The sequence below is a fragment of the Pseudobacteroides sp. genome (assembly GCF_036567765.1).
GTDB lineage: Bacteria > Bacillota > Clostridia > Acetivibrionales > DSM-2933 > Pseudobacteroides.
This window is the reverse complement of record NZ_DATCTU010000122.1, coordinates 109140-132878: the sequence shown is the minus strand read 5'-3', so window position 1 is coordinate 132878 and position 23739 is coordinate 109140. Positions and strand designations below refer to the sequence as shown.

The following is a 23739-nucleotide window of genomic DNA, read 5'->3' as shown; positions in this document are numbered from 1 at the left end:
TTTCTTAAAAATCAAAATTATATTAGGTAGAAAATGAATAAATTTGCTTCAAAAAGTTTACTTATTGATTAATCATTATGTAAAGAATTAACATAACTTTATTATTGTCACCTTAAGGATTTATTAAGCATACGATATATAGTAAAGAGTGTTTTAAACTTACTTTGTATTTAGGAGGATCATATATGCTTTATTTTGATCGCAATTACATGCAAATGACGGGAATGCCTGCTCAGGTTGCTCAAGTGGCTGCAATGCCTCAGGAGCGGCTTGAAGAAATGTATCCTACCACATACAACATCATTCAACCGGCTGTAGAAAGCACATGCGATATGGTGGCCAACACTTATGGACAGATGTTTACACCTAACCGCAAGCAGTTGGAATCTATGATTGATGAAGTATATAACAAGGTAGAGGGAGATGTTGAGGCCGCTACAAAGGAAGGTACTTCAGAAGGTGAAAGACAGTTTTATGGTGGAGGAAGACGTGTGTTGAGAGATTTTATAGGTGCATTGCTAATAGGCAGCTTGATTCGTAGAAGACGTCCGTTCCACTATGGTTATCCCGGTTATTTCGGCTACCCAGGCTATTACGGCGGCTTTGGAGGCTTCCCATATTAATAATATACTAAACTATGGTTTATTAAGATTTTAGTCATTTCGTATGACTATTTTAAAAGTGCATTAATCTATCATTTGGTATAGTAAATGTTAAAGGCAAGAAATTTATCTTGCAACAGGCAAATGCATTGGATTAAGCACTTTTTTTATTTCTTACCTGCTAAGGTTATACTATTTAGATAGAAAATATGATAAAAAATGAAAAATAAACCTTGACAGCAAGTATTTAGCTATAGTAAAATATTGATCACTGTGCCTTGAGAAATGTTGCTGACACATTAGGTTGCATCAGGCATGAATAATTAGAGAGAGAAGGGAGGATTTCAGTGTATAATTTAATTAGCTGCAAACTTCAACAAAGGAATATGGCTATAAGAGAATCGTATAATCCAAGTAATTATTATTATATACATTGGCTTAATCCTCTATTGCATAAATGCTGAGAAAGGTTTTACCCAGGTTAAATTAAGGGTTTTTAATAATGGTGTTTATTGAGAGAGTGGTTAAGCCCCCAAAAGGGTAACTGCTCTCTTTATTTATTTAAATGCATTTGCATTTATCAGATCATAACATGGGTGAGTGTGCCGAGCGGCGAAGGCAGCGGTCTGTAAAACCGTCACAGTGAAACATCGATGGTTCGAGTCCACCTTCACCCACCATTAAACTTGAGATACATTAATTTAAATAACTGAATATATGAGGTGATAAAATTGGTAAATGATTTATTTATAAAATACCCTGAGATGAAGACGCTTTTTAAGCTTATACCATCTGATGAAAAGGGTAAGAAATGGGATGCAACAAGCGGAGAAATACTGCCTGAAACCGCAGCCTTACACTTTATTCCCATTGATCAACTGGTATTTACAGAAAAGATTGATGGAACCAATATGGGAATTAGGGTAGTTGATGGCAACGTTGTACATATTCAGAAAAGGGAACATATATGCAATAGGGACGATAGGGGAGATGCTTTTTATTTCGAAGTCGGAGATAATATAGCAAAAATAATAAGTAATAATAAAATAGAGCAGCTAAAAGATGTGATTATTTTTGGAGAGCTTTGCGGGGCTAAGATACAGAAAGGCGGCAACTACTTTCCGGATAGAAAGTTTATTATATTCGATATCTTTGATAGTGTTTTAGATAAGTTCTTCACATGGGATGCTGTAAAGCACTTTGCAAGTGAGCTTGGTATAGACACTGTTCCGGAAATCAAATATGATAAAGAGGACTTGAAGGTTGATAATGTTAGAGACTTTGTTTTGAACCTCAAGTCAGTATATAACCACAGCTTCGGAGCTGAAGGAATGGTTGTGAGGTACGGTAAGGATACCACTTCTGTAAAGCGATGGATGGCCAAAATAAGAAAGAAGGACTTCAAAGTATAAATTTTAATGCAATGAAAAAGAAAGCATGGGGTGGCTATGATTGAAATAAAAGGAAAGTACAATACTGCTAAGGTTTTTACAGACAATGTAGAAAGTCAAGCTGTAGCACAGATAAAGGAACTTTGTGATCAGGAGTTCGCCAAGGAAAGCATCATAAGGATTATGCCGGATACCCACGCAGGTGCAGGCTGCACAATAGGAACTACGATGACCATAAAGGACAAGATAGTGCCAAACCTTGTTGGGGTTGATATAGGATGCGGCATGGAGACCATAAAATTGAAAAATATTGCCGTTGATTTGGAAAAGCTGGATAGAGTGATCCATGAATACATTCCCGCAGGCTTTGACATAAGAAAAAAGCAGCATGATTATTCTCATGAGTTGGATCTTGGTAAGCTTGTTTGTAAAAAAGGCGTTGATGTAAACAGAGCAAAGCTTAGTATTGGTACTCTAGGCGGGGGTAACCATTTTATTGAATTAAATAAAGATAATAATGGAGCCCTTTACCTTGTGGTGCATTCAGGCAGCAGACACCTTGGAAAACAGGTTGCAAATTATTACCAGGAGCTTGGTTATATGGAAATTGTAAAAAGTAAGGAAGTTATTTCTGAAATAGTTGCAAGATTAAAGAAAGAAGGCCGCCAGCAGGATATTCAGAAGGAAATAGAAAAGGTAGGTCCATCCGTTATAAGCAAGCAGCTGGCCTATGTGCAGGGAAAAAGCTATGACAATTACCTTTCAGATATGAAAATTGTCCAAAGGTTTGCGGTTTTAAACCGCAAGGCTATTGTAGATGAAATAGTAAAAAGGATGGAGTTGGATATAGCGGAGCAGTTTACGACTATTCACAACTATATAGACCTTGACAATATGATTCTAAGAAAGGGAGCAATTTCTGCACAAAATGGTGAAAAGGTCTTGATTCCTATAAATATGAGGGACGGCAGCCTTGTTTGCATCGGAAAGGGCAATCGAGACTGGAATTATTCCGCACCCCATGGAGCTGGAAGACTTATGAGCAGAAGCAAGGCGAAGGAGGTATTGAGCCTCGAGGATTTTAAAGAGTCAATGGAGGGCATCTATTCAACTACTATCAACAGATCCACATTGGATGAGTGTGCTTTTGCATATAAGCCCATGGATGAAATAATGGAAAATATAAGGGAGACCGTCAAGATTGTGGACATAATAAAGCCTGTATATAACTTCAAGGCATCGGAGTAATTAGGATAATAATTAAAATTACTTCTATTAGGATAGAGACACTCTTTGTTGAAATTTATTGTTTTATGATATAAAATAATTTTAAACTTTATCTATTTTTGGTAATGTTTTAGAATATATTGTTGAACAAAGTAGAAAACAGACATTATCAGAGTAACTACCTAATGGAGGTGGCAGCAATAAACTTAAATATAAAAAACATAATCGAAATAATACTAAAAACAACTAAAAAAAATACTAATTTTTTAGCAGATGTCTATTTGTTAAAGGATGCATCTATTGTTTATAAGTGGAAGAATCGGAAGGTTATTCCCAGAAATGAAGACATAGAGAGAATAGTGAGCTTTGCTCAAAAAGAGTCTTCAGATGCACAACGCAGAATTATAAGGGAAAGAATAGAACACCTTATTGCTAATTCCTCTTTAAATGAAGATATGAAGGAATTTCTCTTTAGCAAAGAAGAGTTTAGTGATTTCCTTATGGAAGCTTTGAATGTCACCACGTCATGCAGCAGCGGAATCGAAGTATCTGCCAATAGGGATGCTGGAAAATCCGTTGATTATGGACAAAATAATTCGTCCAGTTTAAATATTGATGGAATAGAAGGGGAATATACAGGTCATATTAAGCTTGATATGGTGCTCAGGAAAAAAGGCGATGATGCGTCTGATGAGATAAATAACAATGAAATAATATTAAAGAACAAAAGATCCGAAGCAGGAAGTTTAATAGCCAAAGTTGGAAGAGGATATAAAAAGATTACTTTTATGAGCACTGTTGTAATAGTGGTTGTTCTAAACATATTTATCTTTCAGTTGCTTAAGCAAATAAATGCTCCTGAAATTGAGTCGCATAGGAATATAAAAAGCTCAAATGAGTCACAGTTAACAAACGAAGTAACTATTTTAAAAAGCTCGGGAGTTAAAGATAATGAAGAACCTATTAGCGGTGACAAAGATGTTTTAAATGACATTAAAACAGGTAGTGAGGGATTAGTAAAAAAACTGCCTGAAAAAAGCAAATTGCCTGAAGAACAGCAGTTAAGCAGCCCTAAGCCTGTAAAAAGCCACACAAAAATCCAATCGAGCAATAAAATAAATGATACCAAAAAGGTAAATATAACTTATTACAATGAGGTTAATAACAATTATATAAATAATAACTATATAAACAATACTATAAACAATACTACTATTAGAGTTTCTGAAAAAGCCAATAATAACTTAAATAAGAACATAAAGATATGGGATGACAAAAATTGTGGTTTGCTTAAAAATAACATGACTGATACCTTTGATGACAATAGGATAGACAGTGGATTGTGGACAAGGCTTGATGGCTCAATAAATTGGGAGGAAAACCATCAACAAATGAATATTGTTGAAGACTTAAATCAAAAATTATCATCAAAATTGATAAGTAACTATTTTGCAAAGGATTATGAGTTGATTTGTACATTGAAACCTCAAGAACTCGATTTGCACAGTGGGATAGGCTTCTTATTGAACGTACAAGCTATTAATACGGGTTACTATTCACCTAATAACTTTAATGGATATACGCTGGTAATCAACAAGTTTAAGGAAAATCCGGAGAGTGAGAGGTATGATAATTACATAAAGTTCCAACGCTATGACTATAGTGCAGGTATTGCCGAAGAGTGCGTATTGCTGGGTCAAAAAAGGTTAGATAGACAAATTGCTGATGATTATGAATTTCATTTAAAAGTTAGGAAAATAAATAATACATTTAGTGTATATGTCAACGATATGGAAAATCCGCTTTTTGAAATAGAAGATTCTGTATATACCCAGGGGAGAGTAGGGCTTTATGCGTATAGAGCTGGTGGCAGCTTCGATAATTTCAGTCTAAAGCCCATAGAATAAAGTTTTGGAGCTGTTTCAACTGCAAGAATGCTGGAAAACCAGCGGTCTTGCAGTTTTTTTATGTCTGGTAGGATTTCTCGCGATGATCATGGTTGTAAAATCGCAAGCGATTTTGTATTAACTAGGTTTTTCTTTGTCATGAATTTTTTCAGAAAAAATGCAAAAAACATTCCAAATTTGTTCCCATTTTTTCTTGAACGATTACATTAAAATAATATTGATATGAGAAGTGTATTAATCATTAGTGGCTTATGGAAAGGGGGACATAGTAAATATTCCATACGAGTAAATCAATGTATTGCACTAATATCAATTATTATCTGGCTAAGTGGCTCAAGAGGCAAAACTGAATGGGAGGAAAGATTATGAGAAAATCAAAAAAAGCTTTAGTATTATTGATTGTACTATCATTATTGGTGTCAAATCTAACGATATTTACGTCAAAGTGTCGGGCATCAGAAATAGTGGAACCTGGAGGATTAAAAGCAGAGTTCTTTGATGGAATGGATTTAACTAACCCATGCGATACCAGATATACTGATGGATTGACTTATGCAAGCGGAGTATTATGTGATAACTCAATAGCAGGAAAGTTGACTGATGAATACAGATATTCTGCCAGGTGGACAGGCTATATAAAATCTGATTATACTGATACATATAAACTGTATTTTACAAGCGGTGATGGCATCAGGGTTTGGATAAATAACCAGCTGCAGTTGGATAAATGGTTTGATCAGTGCCCTACAGAATATTCCCTGACTTATGCAATGGCAGCAGGACAAAAATATCCGGTAAAAATCGAGTATTATTCCAATGGCAACGACGCTTCTGCTATAGAAATGAAATGGTCAAGTGTATACCAGACTGGAAATGCAAAAGTATTCATACCCACCAATAACCTATACCACGTGGTGCAAACAGGCGATGTTACAAAACCCAGTACTCCTACAAATCTACTACAATACTCAAAAACTCAAACATCTATTGACCTATCATGGTCCGCTGCTTACGACAATGTCGGGATAAGCAAGTATGAAATATACAGAGGGATAAAATATTCAAGTTATAATGTAAAAATGGAGGTAATTTCGTATTGCTCTGATTTAAGGAAGATTGGGGAAACATTAACAACAAATTTTTCTGATAGCAATTTAGAACCAAACATGAAACTCGAATTAAACAAGTATGGTACAAAATACATATATAGAGTCAGAGCCTTTGATTTAAATGGAAATTATTCCGATATTTCAAATGAGCTTGAAGCAAATACTGTTTACTCGGATGAAATTGTACCTCAAGGATCAGGTTTAAAGGCAACGTACTATTCAGATAAAAACTTCACTAATGCTGTTCTCAAAAAGACAGATGCCCAAATTAATTTCAATTGGGGTACTTCAAGGCCTCATTCATCTATGGGAGATGAGTTTAGTGCCAGATGGTATGGCTACATTCAGCCTAAATATAATGAACAATACAGATTTGAGGTGCCGGGTTCGCTTGTAGAAGACTTTAGAGAATCAGTATGTTATAGAATGGATGAGGGAAGCGGTAATAAACTGTATAATTCATCCGACATGACTAAATCTTTGAGTATCGAAGGAGATATAAGCAGTTCCAGTTGGGTTGACGGTATTAGCAAGAAAGGATTCAACTTTAACGGTGTGAATAACTCTATTGCTCTAGACAACAATTCTATGGATGATTTTACTGTGTCGTTTTGGATTAAAACATCACAGGTGGGACTGCAAGACCAGTGGTATAATGGTATCGGGCTAGTAGACGCTGATATTGGTGGACTTGCTAATGATTTTGGTATAGTCCTGGCAGGGAAGAAATTGGGCGTTGGTATTGGAAATCCTGATTCAACAATGTATTCCCAGACCGATATATCAGATAGCAATTGGCATCACTGCACTGTTTCAAGAGATAAGACGAATGGAAAAGTAAAAATATATATTGATGGTAGATTGGAAAATGATTGGAGTGTAACGAATAAAGAGACTTTGGCAGGAAGCATGACGATTGGGCGTATCAACTCAGGTAATAACTATTTTAACGGTTCTATGGATAATCTTATGATCCATAATAGAGTGCTTTCTGATAATGAAGTAAAAATACTTGCTGAGAAATATGATGGAAAAATGTATAACTCTAATTGGAACTATTATGGAATGACATCAGGAGAATCTATAAATTGGCACCAGTCAAACGGTGAATGTATTATTGATTCAGGTGATGGATATAAGCTCATCCATAACAGTTTTAATGAGAAAAATATCGTATATCAATCCGATATAACCATTGAAAATTCATCAAGCTACTCGGATGGAGGTCTTTTATTCAGGGTATCAAACGCGGGCTATGGTGCAGATAATCTTTTAGGGTATTATGCAGCTTTAGATGCGTTCAATCATAGAATTGTTTTGAGCAAATTTGTATTAATTAACGGTAACTATACATATACAACAATTGATTCGGTAAATTATGATGTAAAGCCCAATATTCCATATCATATGAAAGTAGTAGCCGATTCAAGCAACATAAAAGTTTTTGTGGATGAAGCAAGTGCTCCTTCAAAAGATACAAACCCTAAAATTAATATTTCCGATTCCTCGCACACAAAAGGGTCAGTAGGAATGAGAGTGTACCGGACTAAAACTCATTTCGATAATTTGTCTGTAAAACCTTTAGCAAATAAAATTAAGGTTTGGATAGATGGTATTAATATAATAAACTATAGTGACTTTGATAAAGAAATAGAGAGTGGTACATTCACAATGATGCCGGGAAAGAAATACCACATAAGAATAGATTATGTTAACCAAGCCTCGAATGCTTCGCTGATGCTTTATTGGTCCAGCAAGAGCACTCAAAAAGAGATAATTCCTCAAAACAGGTTGTATATTTCTAATTCCACAGTAACTCCATTAAAGCCCACAGGCCTCAAAGCTAACAAAATAACCAACACAAGTGTATCTTTGGAATGGGATGTTCCATTAGATATGAATAATATACAAGGATATGAAATCTTTAGAAATGGCATACCTATTGGACAAGTTAAAGGAAATAAGTATACTGATACAGGGCTTATGCAGGATACCACATATACTTATAAAGTATATGCATTCAGCCCTGCAATACTTTATTCCCCGGCGAGTGATGAGGCTATTGTAAAAACAATGAAAAACAAAGCACCTTTTGAGACAAATGTAATACCGGTAATAGTTTTAAAATTTATTCCTGACCAAAATAAGGATGGTAAGGTAGATGAAGTTTGTGCGAATTTCAAGAATATGAATGTAAATGATCTTAGAACTAGAATAAATAATATGAACTCATCTTTTAAATATGCTGTTGAAAAAGGCTCTATTTACAAGGGATACGAGAATCCTTCCGCAAAGCCATACATAAATTACAGGGTAATTATGGAGGTGGAAATTGATACTCCTATACCGACATACTCACAAAATGGGTTAGTGTATGATGATTATGAAAAAGTACTAACTAATAAGTTAGCTGATTTTAAGGATTTTACTTTTGATGCATCAGCGATAAAAGATAATCTAACAAAGGACCAATTAAAGAACTACAGTTTAGTAGACATAATGAAGGACAAGCTTAAGGATGGCCTTAAAGCAAGGCAGATATGGTCATGGCTATATGACAGAGAGCACATAGTAGGATCTGAATCAATTATGTCCGGTCCTTATGGCAATATTAGTAATAGTGGAAATAACATACTGCCATCAGTTGGTTACACTTATACATTCTTTGATTTTGTATATGAAGATCATGCCGGGGCTGACGGAGCAATGGAACATTATACACATCAGATTGAGGCCTTATTAAAGTATATAGACGGTGAGAAGAATACCGATTCCAAATATACAGATCATGATTCAAGCTTGTTCTGGGGACGTTTTGTAGGATATTCAAATGCAAATACTATGAACCCTGCTCCTGCTAGAAATGGATGGACACATGAACCGCCAAATGCAAGATGGAATTATGACTATAATGGCGATAATTTAAACTACACACTGTCGGATATAGAAAATTGGAACCCTGATGGGCTTGGAAGCCTAAAAAATATTAATGCAACAACATGGCTAGATTACAATAAAGATGTTGTAAACTATATAGGTATTTTGAAGAACCAGTCAAGGATGAGTTGGCTTACGTACTGGATGCAGAATGTTCCAAGCTATGACAATGGTTTAGTATATAACGGAAGGTCACTAACGAATTGGTGGGATTTTGTTGTTAACTTTGATGAGGCAATGGCAAACAAAAAAAGACTTGTGGAAAACTGACACTTTTTCGATAGATAGACAGTGGAGTAAAATATCTTGCAATAATTTAAATATGTAAGTTGTTTAGTGCAAAAGAGGCTGTTGCAATATGATTATTAATCGCTATTGCAACAGCCCTTTTTTAAGGGGAGCTGATACTTTACTGTCATACATGGTGAAAGTAATCTACTATATTCCCTCCAACTTGAATGTTTGCCTTGTTTTTATTATAATGCTGTTATACAAGTTAACTTAATTCATAAGCAAAGGAATGTGAAAGCTTATTATGTGGATTATGAATCTAAAAACAAAATCAAGTGACTTTGGCGGCTATAAAAAATACTTTATGCTTATGGCTATAATCTTTTCGGTAGGTTGTATAGTAAGCACTGCTCTTCATTATGGTGGTGTTTTTCCGGGGAATTTTTTTACTTGGTCTACCTGGCTGTTTAGTGTTGGGTTTCTCTTTTTATATGCATTTGAAACCAGCAGCTCTAAGTTTGATCTAACCATATTTAAAAGTAAAAGGCTGATATTATATGTAGTTTTGACATGCGGCTTTTTTATTACCCACCTTTGGAATTTTAGCAACCTCCCATGGAGTGATAAAGGGCTCTTTGATGATGGAGCCTGGGATATCTACTTTGCGAAGAACCATATCTTTACAGATCAGCCCTTTCAGGCGGCATTTTTTGATAAGGTAGGCCTAATATCAAGAGAAGTGGTGTTTCATTACTACATAACATTCTTCTTCAAGTTGTTTGGATATAATTTGCTGATTTTCAATATTGCACTTACAGTCCTGGGTTATATTACATTTCTATTTACAACATTGATGGCTGAGAAGCTTTTTAATAACAAGTTTGTCACAATATTTGCTGCAGTAGTGCTTAATTTTTTACCTATTCACTTTATGCACATGTATGCAGGACACAGATATGCAATAGCGGCACCAATGATTATGGCTTCCTTATATTTTACATACACCGGCTTTAGTATGAAAAGGAGGACAAGGCTGGTAGGAGGAGCATTGTTGGCAGCACTTGCTGTAGATAGTGCCGTTATGGGAAAGCAGTATTTATACGGATTAATATTAGGTTCTATAATAATGGCGGTTTTTCACTGGAAAGAGGTTATGAAGGGGGAAATACTAAAAAGAGTTTTACTTTACTCAGTATCGCTTATTATTTGTATTATGCCCCTCATCATGTATGTTATATTTAATCCGGTTTATTTTGAGCATGAAAAAAAGATGACCAATGAATTTATTAGCAGTCTAAATATTGATACGGAAGAAGAGGGAGCCGTTGCCTATGTAAAGCTGCCTTTTGCCCTTATAAGTAGTTCCCTTGGGCTTAGTGAGCCCACTGAGCAGTATAAGGTTTATACAGACCGCTTTTTAAAGACTTTTATTTATAAAGAAACAACAGGGGAAAAATGGTTTATACCGAACTTTACGGCAATACCGGCAGCTTACTGGTTTTTAATCATACCAGGTATCATAGTTGCTTTGGGAAGAAGGTATTACCATATTGTTCTTCTTGCGGTTATTCCTGCTGCTGGTGCCTTCATTGCAGGGTGTGCCGATTATAGGGTATTACATGGAGCACCTTTCTGGGTGCTGCTCATTGCATGTGCCTTCAGTATGTCTTTTAGGATTAATGACAATCATAAGCTTAAAAAGTATAAGCTGGGATATATCGTGCTATCTCTTTGTATTGTTGTAACATTATTGGGACTATATCCAAGCATGAGGTATATATACAAAATGGCATCAAACCCAAATTCGTTACAGCTGCTTCCTCATAAGGATGTTGAAGTAGCAAGATTTATGAAGGATGTAGCAGCAGGGATAGACAAGCCTTCTACAAAAATGAGGTGGAATGAGCTCAAAACCGGACTTCCGGTAAGTTCTGAGTATGACACCCTGCTCTGCCAGAAAACGGGTTATGCTATAACACATTTGTTCCTTAGTGATTTTGATAACAAAAGAATAATGTCATTGAGTGATCAGAACCCGTTTAATTCTTTAAGCGAGGCAGCTATATTTGACATAAATAAAAGAGCTGTCAAAGACTACGACAGCACCACAAAAAAAGGCTTGAAGCTGATATGGGAGTATGACGGTAAAACCTATAGAATCATTTCTGCGTTTAAAGAGTTTGAAAGGTATGGAAGGGGAGAAATGATCAGCATTAAAACCGACAGCGGTGATGTGGAATTTTATGTTTTAGATATATCAAGCAATAATGTTGATAAGTTCAAGTCAGAGGTAGATAAGCTTTCATTGAAGTAAAGTATATTAAAAGTGCTAATCCAAGGAGGATTCCATGAAATTTAAGGACAGGGTTTGCGTAGTAACTGGGGGTGCCAACGGCATCGGGCTTTGTATTTCAAAAGAATTCGCTAAAAGCGGTGCTAAGTTGGCTGTTATCGACAAGGATAAAGCTGCTGGGGAAAAGGTATTGGCAGAGTTAAGATCAAATGGAGCGGAGTGCCTATTTTTCCCGGGTGATATTGCAGAAAAAGGCGTGCTTGTATCCTTTGTAGAAGAGGTGATAAAAACCTTCAATAAGGTGGACTACCTCATAAACAATGCCTGTATGAGTAATAACGGCATATTAAGCGGCTGTGATTATGATGATTTCAATTATGTTCTAAAGGTTGGTGTAACCGCTCCGTATATGCTGTCAAAGCTGTTTTGTGAGCACTTTACTAAAGATGCCGCCATAGTTAATATTTCTTCCACAAGGGCATTGATGTCTCAGGCCGATACTGAGAGCTATACCGCTGCAAAAGGGGGAATATCTGCATTGACCCATGCCTTGGCAGTGAGCCTTGCAGGAAAGGTTAGGGTCAATAGCGTAAGTCCGGGATGGATTGATGTTGCAGCAAACTTTGATGAAAATTTTGATAAAAAACACAGTGAGAAAGACAAAAATCAACACCCAGTGAAGCGTATAGGAAAGCCCCTTGATATAGCACGTACCGTCATGTTCTTATGTGAAACTGACAGCGGGTTTATTACCGGTCAGAATATAATCGTAGACGGCGGAATGACAAAGCTTATGGTTTATAATGGGGATGAGGGCTGGGAGTACAATAACCATTGATATTTGAGATATTAAGTGTTAGAATAGTCTAGGGAAATGAAGATTTCCACGCTCTAAGTCTATAAAGGAGGGCCCAATTTGAAAAAGACAATTATTATGGGTTCTGGGCCTGCAGGTTTGGCAGCAGGCTACTATCTTACTAAAAAAGGACAACCGTCTTTGCTGCTGGAAGCAGAATCTCAGGTTGGTGGAATCAGTAAAACAATAAAATATAAGGACTTTTACTTTGATCTTGGCGGACACAGGTTTTTTACAAAGTTTGATGAGGTCAATGAGCTTTGGAATGAGGTTTTAGGTGATAAATTCAGAAAAACACCCAGGCTGTCGAGAATATACTACCGAAACAAATTTTTTAATTATCCCCTGACTGCCATGAACGCACTCTTCGGAGTCGGCATTAAAGATACATTTATCATCCTTTTCAGTTATTTTAAGGCTAGGGTTTTTCCGTATAAGAAGGAGGAAACCTTTGAGGAATGGGTTTCCAACAGGTTTGGAAAGAAGCTTTACTCAATATTCTTCAAGACATACACGGAAAAGGTATGGGGTATTCCATGTTCTACCATACAGGCAGAGTGGGCTGCACAAAGAATTAAGGGACTGTCCCTTACCACAGCTATTATAAATGCACTTTTCAAGCCTAAAAAAACAAATATAAAGACTTTGATAGACGAGTTTGATTACCCTGAATTCGGACCGGGCATGATGTATACTGAAATGAAGAACAAGATAGAAAAAATGAAGGGTGAAGTAAGGCTCAATTCATATGTTACCAGAATCAATTGTGACGGATATACTGTAAAAAGCATAGAATATACTACTTCCGACGGAGTAAAGCATGTGGAGGAAGGGTCCGACTTTATATCAACAATCCCGGTAACCGAGCTTATAAACTCAATGTACCCAAAGGCTCCAGACGATGTGCTTAAAGCTGCCGACAACCTCAAATATAGGAGCTTTCTAACGGTTGATCTTATATTGAATAAAAAGGATTTATTTCCGGATAACTGGATATATATACATTCTCCAGAGGTTAAGCTTGGAAGGATCCAGAATTTTAAAAACTGGAGCAAGTCCATGGTACCGGATGAGGGTAAGACTTCTCTCGGATTGGAGTACTTTTGCAATGAAAACGATGAGCTTTGGAATATGGAAGATCAAAAGCTGTTCGAACTGGCGGCAAAGGAAGTGGAAATGATAAAGATCTGCAAGGCATCGGATATTCTTGATTACAAGGTAGTAAGAGTACCAAAGGCTTATCCTGTGTATATGATGGGATATAAGGACAGTCTTGCGAAGGTGGAGGAATACCTCAGGAATTTCACAAACCTCCATCTGGCTGGCCGTTACGGACTTTTTAAATACAACAATATGGATCATTCCATCATGACGGGCTTATACGCAGCCAAAAATATAGCTGAAGGAAAAAAGCTGTATGATACCTGGAGCATAAACACAGATGATGATTATCATGAAATAAAAAAGGAACAATAATATATAAAGTACGACAAAAGATAAACCTCGATAATATCGGGGTTTTATTAATTTCTCACAATAACGACCAGGCTGCAAAACCGCAAGCGATTTTGTTCGATTAGGCACGATCAAAAAATAAGGAGTGATGGGGTATAAAAAATATAGCAAAAATTCAGAGGCGGTATTTTGAAAGCGGTAAAACAAGGGACATAAAATACAGGCTTACCCAATTGGAAAGATTGAAACAGTCTATATTAGAGAGTGAAAACAAGATTTATGAGGCACTTAACAAAGACTTGGGTAAATGCAAGGTTGAAGGTTTTACCACAGAGGTTGGACTTGTGCTTAGTGAAATTGATTACATGAAAAAGAATATTTATAGTTTTTCAAAAAGAAAAAAGGTAAAGACACCCATTATGTTTTTTGGAGGTTCAAGCTATATAATTCCCGAGCCTTATGGAACAGTTCTTATTATTGGCCCATGGAACTATCCCTTCCAGTTGGTAATGATTCCTTTAGTAGGGGCAATTGCCTCAGGTAATTGTGCTGTTGTAAAGCCTTCCGAGATATCTCCCAATGTATCATCAGTCATAACTCAGATATTAAACTCCACTTTTGCTAAAGAGTATGTGGCTTCTGCTGAAGGTGGAATAGATGCTTCAAAGGAGCTGCTGTCTCAAAAGTTTGATTACATCTTTTATACCGGCAGCACTGCTGTGGGAAAAGTGATAATGGAGGCTGCAGCTTCAAATTTAACGCCTGTTACACTTGAATTGGGAGGTAAGAGCCCATGCATAGTAGACGAAAATATCAACATAAAAAATGCTGCAAGAAGGATCGCCTGGGGCAAGTTTATGAACTCGGGACAAACATGTGTAGCTCCGGATTATATATTGGTTCATAAAAAGATAAAGAAGGAACTGGTAGAAAACATTATTGCTTCAATAAATGAGTTTTATGGACCCAACCCAATTGATTCTAAAGATTATGCCCATATAATTAATGAGAAGCATTTTGCAAGGCTCCTCTCATTAATGAAGGATGGCAGCATTCTTTACGGGGGCAAAAGCAGTAAAGAGAAGCTAAGCATTAGCCCTACCATCCTGGATTGCGTTTGCGAAAACAGCAAACTTATGCAAGATGAGATATTTGGACCCCTGCTTCCTGTATTGGAGTTTGAAAGCATTGATGAAGCGGTAGGGTTTGTTAACAGAAGGCCAAAGCCCTTAGCCCTATATATCTTCTCAAACGATAAGGCAAACATAAAAAAAGTTTTAAGAAATACCTCCTCAGGAGGAGTTTGTGTTAATGACACAATAAACCATATAATAACACATGGGCTGCCGTTTGGAGGAGTCGGGGAAAGCGGTATGGGAAGATACCATGGGAAGGCCTCATTTGATACCTTCTCCCATTTGAAAAGTGTTTTATTCAATCAGACTGTATATGATATGAAATTAAAGTATCCTCCCTATACAGTGTCAATAGATTTTATGAAAAGGGTATTCAGGTTTTTATAAAAAGAGGTTGACCAAGATTCGTGTAAGATTCCCCGACAATTATTCGTTAGGAATGTACACTCATAAATAACATATATGAGTGGATGATTAAATATTTTTGTGCTATATTAATAGTAGAAAATAAATTGACAAAGGCTTGGTTAACACTTATGAATAATATATTAACACAGGATAATGTGAAAAAAATAAGAGAAGAAATAGAATACAGAATGACTGTAAAAAGAGCAGAAATAGCAAAAGAAAAATTAGAAGCTGCAGCACATGGAGACAGATCAGAAAATGCTGAATACAAAACAGCTTGTGAAAATTATAGAGCAAATGATGATAGAATTCAATATTTATTAAATATGATTTCAACTGCAACTGTAATAGATGATAAGAATGTGGATAGGTCAGTTCTAGGAATTAACAGTAAAGCAAGAATCAAATTTATAGAGGATGAAGATGAGGCTGTTGTAACATTAGTCACCACAATGGATATTGACCCTGAAAATATGTTTATAAGTATAGAATCTGATTTAGGGAAAGCATTATCCGGTAAAAAAGCTGGAGATATTATTGAAGTTAATGCTCCAAGAGGGAAATATAAAGTAGAGGTATTAGAGATACTTTAACTCATGATTAGAAAAATGACTTGGAGGTAAATATAAAGCCAGCAGTTTCCAAAATTGAAAATACATGATAGTATATATAAGCCTTGTTTCTGCAGGGCTTATATATACTATCATGAAAGAATAATAGGTTTTAATATGGTTAAGAAAATAATTAAAATACTTACAGTAATAGGCTTACTTATAATTATCATAATTACTATAAACACTTTTATATCACCCCAAAATCACCTTTTATCCAGTGTTTGGTCTGAAATAAATAGCAAAAGAAGCTATTTAGATGAATTGTCGAAAATAAGAAAGGAAAATAGCCTTTTAAAAACAAAGGAAAAACAACTGAAATTTGATTCCCAAGAAATAGAACAAGAAAAGAGGAAAAACATTGAATTATCAAAACTTCTAGCTTTTAAAGATCAATTTAAAGAAAACAAATTATTAGGTGCAAATATCATTGATATAGATGAAAATAAAGGGTTTTGTGTTACTATTGATAGAGGAAGTATAGATAGTGTAACTCTTGATGATGCTGTCATTAGTAGTAATGGTTTAGTTGGTAGAGTTAGCTCTGTCAAAAAAAATTCTGCCGAAGTAACTTGTATTATTGACTCTACAAGTCGAGTGGCAGCTACAACGAAAGGATCGGGTTGTGACGGTATTATTAATGGATGTTTCGGTTTGGAGTCCAAGATAGCAGATACTTGTAAAATGTTATTTCTCTCTAATGATGTAAATGTTAATTATGGAGATAAGATAATAACCTCTGGAATCGGCGGTGTTTTTCCAAAAGGCATTCCTATAGGACAAATATTAGAAGTAAGAAAAAGTGATAATGATATTAATTATTATGCCACTGTTAAGCCAGCCGTAGATTTTAAAAAGCTTGAATTTGTTGCAGTTCTCATAAAAAATAAAAGTTAAAGCTTGAAGATCTTAATAAGTTACGGGGCTTTTATATATGCTATCATAAATTGCTTACCACAATAATATTGGAGGTACAACTTTGAGTATATTATTTGAAGAAAATATAAGAAATCAGGCATTAATGAATATTGCTGAAAAGATGCTTATAGCTGCCAGAACTGCACCAAAAGCAAGAGGTGTTGATAATTTGGTTTTATCCATTGCTGACAAAGATGAAATAGTAAAAATTGCTGATATGATGAAGCAAATGGTTCAAGAAGGTGGTGCAGCTGATTTTTTTATAAGGGATGCTGATAATATCTTACAATCTGATATACTTGTGTTAATTGGTACTAAGATAAATCCTGTAGGGGTAAAAAACTGCGGGCTATGTGGCTTCAGTAATTGTGATGAAAAGAACAAACATCCTGATAATCCATGTTCATTTAATACAAGTGACTTAGGTATTGCAGTTGGCTCAGCTGTGAGCGTCGCAATGGATGCAAGGATCGATAATAGGGTTATGCTCTCTGTGGGAAAAGCCGTAAAGAAAATGCAGCTTTTAGGAAGTGAAACAAAAATTATCTTTGGTATACCGTTAAGCTCAAGCAGTAAAAATATATTCTTTGATAGGTAGTGACTGAATTTCTTCCATAATATATAGCACTCATTTAACTATATTTTTGAATATGTTGATATTAATAGTAAATACAATCATCATTTACAAACATATTTACAACTTATCAGGTAGCCATAATTAATGGAAGAGCTAGACACTACGATATATTTTATTAATGAATATGATGGGCTAAAGTACAAATTTATTAAAGATGTTCACGATGCACTTCCTGAGTATCAAATTGTATTTGACCAAGTAAGTGTACCAAGTTCTATCATTTCTTATTTAATTTCATTTCATAAATCCCGCTTTTAATTGCAAAAACAGCCAATTGTATCCTATCCTTCAATTCAAATTTTGCAAGAAGCTTGGAAATATTGCATTGGTACTTGCCTGATCAGACGCCAAAGAACCAATACCATAAGGATAAGGATTCGTTGAAGGTAAAGATGGTGATTCAACTGAGTATATGTTAGCTTGCACCAGACATACAAGTGTAATGATTGTGATTAAATACTGCAAAAATCTTTTTATATATTTAGAATGAATTATTAGGTATCTGATGAAAGAAGAAAGTCAAAACCTCATAAATCCATATATTATTGACTGCTATAAGATCAATGAGGAGACCCATTCGTGGCCTGTAGGGATACGTTATAACCGCAGGATAGTAGGCTTTATGAGCTTGAACTGATCACAGTAGGATCGGACAAAATATTTACCGATGGAAAATGGCTTGAAGCGGTTAAAGGAGATATTTTTTTAGAAAGCTGGGTTTGGATGTTCAGGGAATTTCAGGCTACTATTTTTGTGCTATTATATTTGATCCTCTATATTGCAAATCCCGTAAAGATATTTACAATTTCAAAGTATCTTATTGGATGGCAGGCGAAAATGAAATGTTACCTTATGTGGATTTTTTTGATGTGCGGACTAAGCCGTACATTTTTTTGCAGGATATTTGTAGAAATTGTCGGTCAGCCGCCTTTTGAATATATAATTAATCAGAAACTTGGCATAGCAAAAATGCTCCTATCTACAACCAATATGAATATAAAATAAATATCATCTTCCTGCGGATTTGGTGATGTTACACATTTTTACAGACTGATTAAGGGACATTTCAATATAACCCCAAAATTATACCGTGAGAATTTACAACTTTTTGATAATGGTTAAGAGAAGATTCAATATCAATATTCGTTTGGTTGTCAGGAAAATCAAACAATCGTCAAGCACTAAACAAGAGACATTTTTTACCCATTATTCTGTTGAGCTACCATATTATCTGTATATATAATTATTTTATAGGTAAAACTTCCGTTTTTTTCTTTCTTGCATTTTAGTTTATCAACAAACAAGTTTACAAGGGCAAGACCTCTGCCGCTTTCATTTAAACCCATATTATCCAATGGATTTATGCTGATATTTTCCAGGATATTTAAGGGCAGTCCCCCTCCAAAGTCATTTATGCTGAAGAATATATATTTTTTACTGCATACAAGGACTATAGTGATTTGCTTGTTGAACTTGTTATTTTTACTCATTGCCTGAACGCTGTTGATAACCAACTCATGCATTGCAAAGCATGCCTTTTTGTATCCGAAGACATGCTCACTTTTAATAGTGAGTTCAACAAGGCTGTCAATCAGCCATATGTTTTCAGGTATTGCAGCACATTTTAAGGTTAATTTGCTCATCTTTTCACCTGTTTTCAACGAAGTTCCAGAGTAACCACCGAAATGTCGTCCGGCCGAGACATTTGTTTTATCCGATCTAAAAATTTTTCAATCGGCAAAGTGAAGCTGCTGTTTATATTGTTAATGTCAATAAGACTAAGTATATACTCAAAAGTGATATTATTATCCCTGACAAGATCCTTAAGACCGTCTGAATACATAAAAATACAAGATGTTTCAGTGTAGCGGATAATTTCATTTTCTATTTCTATATCATCCATTATGCCAATAGGTATGCAGCCTTTATCCAAAAGCTTTATTTCCTTGGATTTTTCCAGCAAATAAACAGGAGGATGGCCGGCGTTTACATAATCAATTGTCTTATTTAAAACATCCACTATTATATAAATCATTGTAAAATGGTATTGAACTTGTGTAAGCTGGTTATTAAAGTCACGCATGTATTTATTTAGGCTTTTGACGAGTTCAACCGAATCTGTACTTTTGGAAATCAGCTCAGGGAGAAGCGATCTAATATACATACATATCATTGATGTAGCTGTGCCATGGCCCATAACATCAATAAGTGCTACACCATATTTTCCGCCGCCTACTCTATGCCAATAGTATAAATCTCCCCCAAGGAAGGTTACAGGCACATAGTAGCCTTTGATGGATATGGGTTTAGATATTATATTTTTGGGCAGCATTTGAAATTGCAGATGGTTTGCAATACTTAAATCTTCAATTAGATTGCGATTAATATCCTCTATTTCCAGCTCCCTTAGCTGCCTCCTGCTCACTTCTTCTTTGAATCTTAATATAGCTTTAATGCGAGTTACCAATTCAATAGGATTAAAAGGCTTCCTGATATAGTCAATGATACCTGAATCAAATGCTTCCTTTAAGTTGTCAATATCATTTGAGGATGTTATCATGACTATGGGTATATCTCTATATTCCTCTATCCTGTGAATTTTTCTGCAAAATTCAATACCGTTTATGCCGGGCATAAAAAGGTCTGTTATTATGATATCAATCGGCCTGTTTATACCAGCGTAATTTTTGGAAAGCAGAAAATCAATAGCTTCCTGAGCACTGTTTACAGATGTAATATCGGTATACCCATTATTGATTAAAATATCTTCAAGGATCTTAATGCTGACATTGCTGTCATCTACTAAAAGAAACTTCCAGTTATTCATAAGTAACCTCAGTTTTCAAGTGGTATTGAGGTGCGACAGGTAACATTTATATATATAAATTTCGACAACAAGCAAAAAAAATCCTTTGGCAAATACTTGAACAATCCTAATTTAACAAATAGAATTATAAGTATTGAAGGATTAATTTCGTAAATGAGCAGAGGATAGATGAACATAATAAATAAATGTGTATCATGCAGTGATTTTGAAAGGTTTATCTAATTAAAAGTGATTAATCATTACATTTATCTATCGCAAATCCCGTTGAACCGTTCGTTATTTGCTTCGCTAAATGTAAGATTATTAACACTTTTAATATAAATGGCCGGGAAATGAATTTAAGTTTATAAATGCTACAAAGGAGTGATTTTATGCAGTACAGGAAGGTTGGAAAAAATGGAGATGAAGCATCAATTTTAGGGTATGGATGCATGAGGTTTCCTGTCAAAAATGGAAAAACCGATATGGAAAGAGCTGAGAAACAGGTTATGTCGGCTATTGAAAGAGGAGTTAACTATTTTGATACTGCATATATGTATATCGGAAATGAAGCGGCTTTAGGTGCTATACTTCATAAAAACGGTGTCCGAGATAAGGTTATGATTGCTACCAAAATTCCTCCTTACCTGGTAAACAGCAGGAAGGATATGGAGAGCATTCTTAATACTCAGTTGGAAAGGCTTAAGACCGACTATATAGATTATTACCTGCTTCATGCCGTGCAGGATATTAAAGGCTGGGAAAGGGCTAAAACCAATGGGCTTATGAGTTTTTTGGAGGAAATGAAAGCCAAGGGTGTAATTAGAAATATAGGATTTTCCTATCACGGAGACAAAAACGATTTTAAAGTGCTTATTGATGATTATGACTGGGATTTTTGCCAGATACAATACAACTATATTGACGAATCAAATCAGGCAGGTGTTGAAGGCCTTAAGCATGCATACTCCAAAGGTATTGGAGTCATCATTATGGAGCCTCTTAGGGGAGGAAGCCTTGTCGGAAGAATGCCTGATGAAATCAAAAATATATGGGAAAAAGCCAAAGTTAGGAGATCCTATGTTGATTGGGCTCTAAGATGGCTTTGGAACCAGCCTGAAGTGGCTGTTGTATTATCCGGCATGAATGAAGAGGCCCATATAGATGAGAACATAAAACTTGCATGTGAGATTAAGCCTGATTCACTGACTGAGGATGAACATAAAATTTACAATGAGGTAAAGGAAACCTATCTCAGATTAATGAAGGTAGGATGTACAGGTTGTGCATACTGCCTGCCATGCCCCGCAGGTGTCAATATACCGTTTTGCTTCAGCTACTATAACAGTAAGCACTTGTTTAAAAATAAACACTTGAGATTTCAATACCTTATGTTTGGCGGAGGTGCTACGGGCGGGAGAAATACCCTTGCATCCAAGTGCATAGACTGCGGCAAGTGCGAAAAGGCATGTCCCCAGCATATTGAAATAAGAAAAAACCTCAAGCTTGTAAAAAAAGAAATGGAGCCTTGGTGGAGCGGTCCATTGCTTGGTTCGATAGGTGGGGTACTTAAGGTAAAACGCTTTTTTACCGGAGGCAAAAAAGCAAATACCTAAATACCTTAACTGTTTGGTGAGACAGTGATATCTATGTCTTTTGCAACCTTAGCTTCAAATATTTGAACAGGAGGTTTTTCATAATGGGTAATGCTTTCCGCATTGTCGATAAATACGGGAAGTTTGAGGTTTATCCTTGAGTTTATCAAGGCAGAAATTTCAAGGCCTGCACGAATGGATTCCGAGGTGCTTATAACATGAAACTCACGTCCCTTGTAAAGTATTTCAAAGCAGTCTCTGAGTTCATTTGTGCTGGGCACAATTTTTTGAAGTCGTATTGAAACGTTTTTAAGGCTTCCGCGTACTGTATCGTATTGCAGATCAGCCTTTATGGAGTTGTATTGAGATGCGGCTGTGATTGATCTGTTAAGCTGATAACGCTTTGCAGAGAGCTTTTCCATATTTTCCTTTGATGCATCAAGAGAAGCAATAGCATCATCATACTTCTTTTTCTCAGAGCGGAGGACTTCATTCTGCCGTATAACCTTATCATATTCAGCTTTAACCATGTCGAGTTCCTTCGAAACAGCATCAAGCTCTTCAATAATAGCATTGCTTTCCTTTGTCATACTTTGAGCTTCTTCTATTTTTGACAACAGATCTGTTTCGTCCTTCACAAGGCTTTCCAAATTTGATTTTAGCAGTGCATTGTCCGCATCAATTTTCTCCTGCATTTTTCTTATTTCAGCTTCGGGAATGGTCTGGCCGCATGTAGGGCAATTCTTGTTAAACTGGGGTGTGCCCCTGTTAATTCTGTTTTTAAGGGATTGTATTTCTAGCCTGCAGATTGACAGCTTGCTTTCTAAAAAGCTTGCTGTATTGTTCTGCACTGAAGCCTTGATAAGGTTTTCTTTTCGTGCTTCAAGCATATCAACCCTTGATTTTATCTTGGATTCATCAACATGCTCTCCTGAGGGTATTCTTTTAATTTGCTCTTCTGCCTGCTTTTGTTTTTCCGTCCATATTTTTATTTCATCCTCAACTTTTTTAAGGTCCTGCCTCAAGTTTTTAAGGAATGTGTTTGAATCAAACCCTTCTTCCATCGGCAGGTATTGACGTAAATCCGTTTCAACCCTTTTTATAATTGATTGATTGGTAGGAAAAGGAAGTATGCTCATTAAAAGATCACCGGCAGCCTTGGAGGATAGCCGAGTAAAATAGCCGATCATAAAGGTTGATAAAAAAATATCTTTATCCATAATATAGGGAGCCAGATCGGAATCCTTGACTGGAATTCCATCTAAAATAAGCCTATGATGCTTTCCGGTCTCCTGGCTCTGTTCTCTTAGAAGTGAATGTTCAATCCCTGAATTGTCTTCAAAAAACACTTCCACAACTGTTTTGGTGCTGTCGTTGTTTCGAAGGAGGTATTCAGCTGTGATGCCTGTAGCATTGCAGCCGCAGAAAGCCCAGCATAGTGCATCTCCGAGAGATGTTTTGCCGGAGTAATTTTCGCCCTGTATTAATGTATCTTTATAAAATTCAAACTTTTTCGGTTCATGAAAAGGAATATTTTTAAAGCCTGCTATTTCTATTCTTTTTATAATCATTTCTTACACCCTGAATCATTTAATTTGTATATTATTATAACATGTTCTG

At 35.8% G+C, this 23739-nt stretch carries 16 protein-coding genes and 1 tRNA gene; 14 read left to right on the top strand and 3 right to left on the bottom strand.

Translation table 11 applies throughout. The features are described from left to right. The first annotated feature begins 185 nt into the window (after positions 1-185). The 13 genes from VIO64_RS21005 to VIO64_RS20945 all read left to right on the top strand — a co-directional run bounded on the left by VIO64_RS21005 (position 186) and on the right by VIO64_RS20945 (position 17679). Complete coding sequence (locus VIO64_RS21005; protein WP_331921704.1) at positions 186-623, top strand: hypothetical protein; 438 nt, start codon at positions 186-188, stop codon at positions 621-623. 573 nt (positions 624-1196) lie between these two features. Next, positions 1197-1282: transfer RNA gene (locus tag VIO64_RS21000), tRNA-Tyr, on the top strand. 51 nt (positions 1283-1333) lie between these two features. Continuing rightward, on the top strand, positions 1334-2014 hold the full coding sequence (locus tag VIO64_RS20995; RefSeq protein WP_331921703.1) for an RNA ligase family protein: 681 nt from the start codon (positions 1334-1336) through the stop codon (positions 2012-2014). A gap of 36 nt (positions 2015-2050) precedes the next feature. Further along, complete coding sequence (locus tag VIO64_RS20990; RefSeq protein ID WP_331921702.1) at positions 2051-3241, top strand: RtcB family protein; 1191 nt, start codon at positions 2051-2053, stop codon at positions 3239-3241. 164 nt (positions 3242-3405) lie between these two features. Beyond that, entirely contained in the window at positions 3406-5127 is a 1722-nt protein-coding gene (locus VIO64_RS20985) for a hypothetical protein (protein ID WP_331921701.1), read from the top strand. A gap of 365 nt (positions 5128-5492) precedes the next feature. Then, entirely contained in the window at positions 5493-9443 is a 3951-nt protein-coding gene (locus VIO64_RS20980) for a PA14 domain-containing protein (RefSeq protein ID WP_331921700.1), read from the top strand. A gap of 265 nt (positions 9444-9708) precedes the next feature. Next, positions 9709-11718 carry a hypothetical protein gene (locus tag VIO64_RS20975; protein WP_331921699.1) on the top strand — a complete coding sequence of 670 codons (2010 nt, stop codon included), beginning with the start codon at positions 9709-9711 and terminating at the stop codon, positions 11716-11718. A 34-nt stretch (positions 11719-11752) separates the two neighbouring features. Continuing rightward, entirely contained in the window at positions 11753-12535 is a 783-nt protein-coding gene (locus VIO64_RS20970) for an SDR family oxidoreductase (protein WP_331921698.1), read from the top strand. Between the two features lie 78 nt (positions 12536-12613). After that, the gene (locus VIO64_RS20965; protein ID WP_331921697.1) at positions 12614-14029 is read left to right on the top strand and encodes an NAD(P)/FAD-dependent oxidoreductase; all 1416 of its coding nucleotides are present in this window, start codon (positions 12614-12616) and stop codon (positions 14027-14029) included. A 134-nt stretch (positions 14030-14163) separates the two neighbouring features. Next, positions 14164-15531, top strand: a complete 1368-nt coding sequence (locus VIO64_RS20960) for an aldehyde dehydrogenase (RefSeq protein ID WP_331921751.1) — start codon at positions 14164-14166, stop codon at positions 15529-15531. A gap of 149 nt (positions 15532-15680) precedes the next feature. Further along, complete coding sequence (locus tag VIO64_RS20955) at positions 15681-16145, top strand: transcription elongation factor GreA (RefSeq protein ID WP_331921696.1); 465 nt, start codon at positions 15681-15683, stop codon at positions 16143-16145. Between the two features lie 135 nt (positions 16146-16280). Continuing rightward, the gene (mreC, locus tag VIO64_RS20950; protein ID WP_331921695.1) at positions 16281-17060 is read left to right on the top strand and encodes a rod shape-determining protein MreC; all 780 of its coding nucleotides are present in this window, start codon (positions 16281-16283) and stop codon (positions 17058-17060) included. Between the two features lie 82 nt (positions 17061-17142). Next, positions 17143-17679, top strand: a complete 537-nt coding sequence (locus VIO64_RS20945) for a ferredoxin domain-containing protein (protein WP_331921694.1) — start codon at positions 17143-17145, stop codon at positions 17677-17679. A gap of 1238 nt (positions 17680-18917) precedes the next feature. On the opposite strand, the gene VIO64_RS20940 is transcribed toward VIO64_RS20945, so the two are convergent. Together VIO64_RS20940 and VIO64_RS20935 are read right to left on the bottom strand one after the other, a co-directional pair. Then, positions 18918-19361 (bottom strand): hypothetical protein, encoded by a 444-nt coding sequence (locus VIO64_RS20940; RefSeq protein WP_331921693.1) that lies wholly within the window; start codon positions 19359-19361, stop codon positions 18918-18920. Positions 19362-19375: 14 nt separating this feature from the next. After that, the gene (locus tag VIO64_RS20935; RefSeq protein ID WP_331921692.1) at positions 19376-20545 is read right to left on the bottom strand and encodes a fused response regulator/phosphatase; all 1170 of its coding nucleotides are present in this window, start codon (positions 20543-20545) and stop codon (positions 19376-19378) included. 371 nt (positions 20546-20916) lie between these two features. On the opposite strand from VIO64_RS20935, the gene VIO64_RS20930 reads away from it, so the two are divergent. Beyond that, entirely contained in the window at positions 20917-22140 is a 1224-nt protein-coding gene (locus VIO64_RS20930; protein WP_331921691.1) for an aldo/keto reductase, read from the top strand. A 5-nt stretch (positions 22141-22145) separates the two neighbouring features. On the opposite strand, the gene VIO64_RS20925 is transcribed toward VIO64_RS20930, so the two are convergent. Further along, positions 22146-23690: an AAA family ATPase gene (locus VIO64_RS20925; protein ID WP_331921690.1), complete on the bottom strand. Its 1545-nt coding sequence runs from the start codon at positions 23688-23690 to the stop codon at positions 22146-22148. Between the last annotated feature and the right edge of the window lie 49 nt (positions 23691-23739).

Excerpts from the sequence above, each read along its gene's own strand:
- VIO64_RS20990 (WP_331921702.1), top strand. The coding sequence starts at position 2,051 with ATGATTGAAATAAAAGGAAAGTACAATACTGCTAAGGTTTTTACAGAC.
- VIO64_RS20955 (WP_331921696.1), top strand. The coding sequence starts at position 15,681 with ATGAATAATATATTAACACAGGATAATGTGAAAAAAATAAGAGAAGAA.
- VIO64_RS21005 (WP_331921704.1), top strand. The coding sequence starts at position 186 with ATGCTTTATTTTGATCGCAATTACATGCAAATGACGGGAATGCCTGCT.
- VIO64_RS20970 (WP_331921698.1), top strand. The coding sequence starts at position 11,753 with ATGAAATTTAAGGACAGGGTTTGCGTAGTAACTGGGGGTGCCAACGGC.
- VIO64_RS20930 (WP_331921691.1), top strand. The coding sequence starts at position 20,917 with ATGCAGTACAGGAAGGTTGGAAAAAATGGAGATGAAGCATCAATTTTA.
- VIO64_RS20925 (WP_331921690.1), bottom strand. The coding sequence starts at position 23,690 with ATGATTATAAAAAGAATAGAAATAGCAGGCTTTAAAAATATTCCTTTT.
- VIO64_RS20935 (WP_331921692.1), bottom strand. The coding sequence starts at position 20,545 with ATGAATAACTGGAAGTTTCTTTTAGTAGATGACAGCAATGTCAGCATT.
- VIO64_RS20975 (WP_331921699.1), top strand. The coding sequence starts at position 9,709 with ATGTGGATTATGAATCTAAAAACAAAATCAAGTGACTTTGGCGGCTAT.
- VIO64_RS20980 (WP_331921700.1), top strand. The coding sequence starts at position 5,493 with ATGAGAAAATCAAAAAAAGCTTTAGTATTATTGATTGTACTATCATTA.
- mreC (WP_331921695.1), top strand. The coding sequence starts at position 16,281 with ATGGTTAAGAAAATAATTAAAATACTTACAGTAATAGGCTTACTTATA.
- VIO64_RS20985 (WP_331921701.1), top strand. The coding sequence starts at position 3,406 with ATGGAGGTGGCAGCAATAAACTTAAATATAAAAAACATAATCGAAATA.
- VIO64_RS20940 (WP_331921693.1), bottom strand. The coding sequence starts at position 19,361 with ATGAGCAAATTAACCTTAAAATGTGCTGCAATACCTGAAAACATATGG.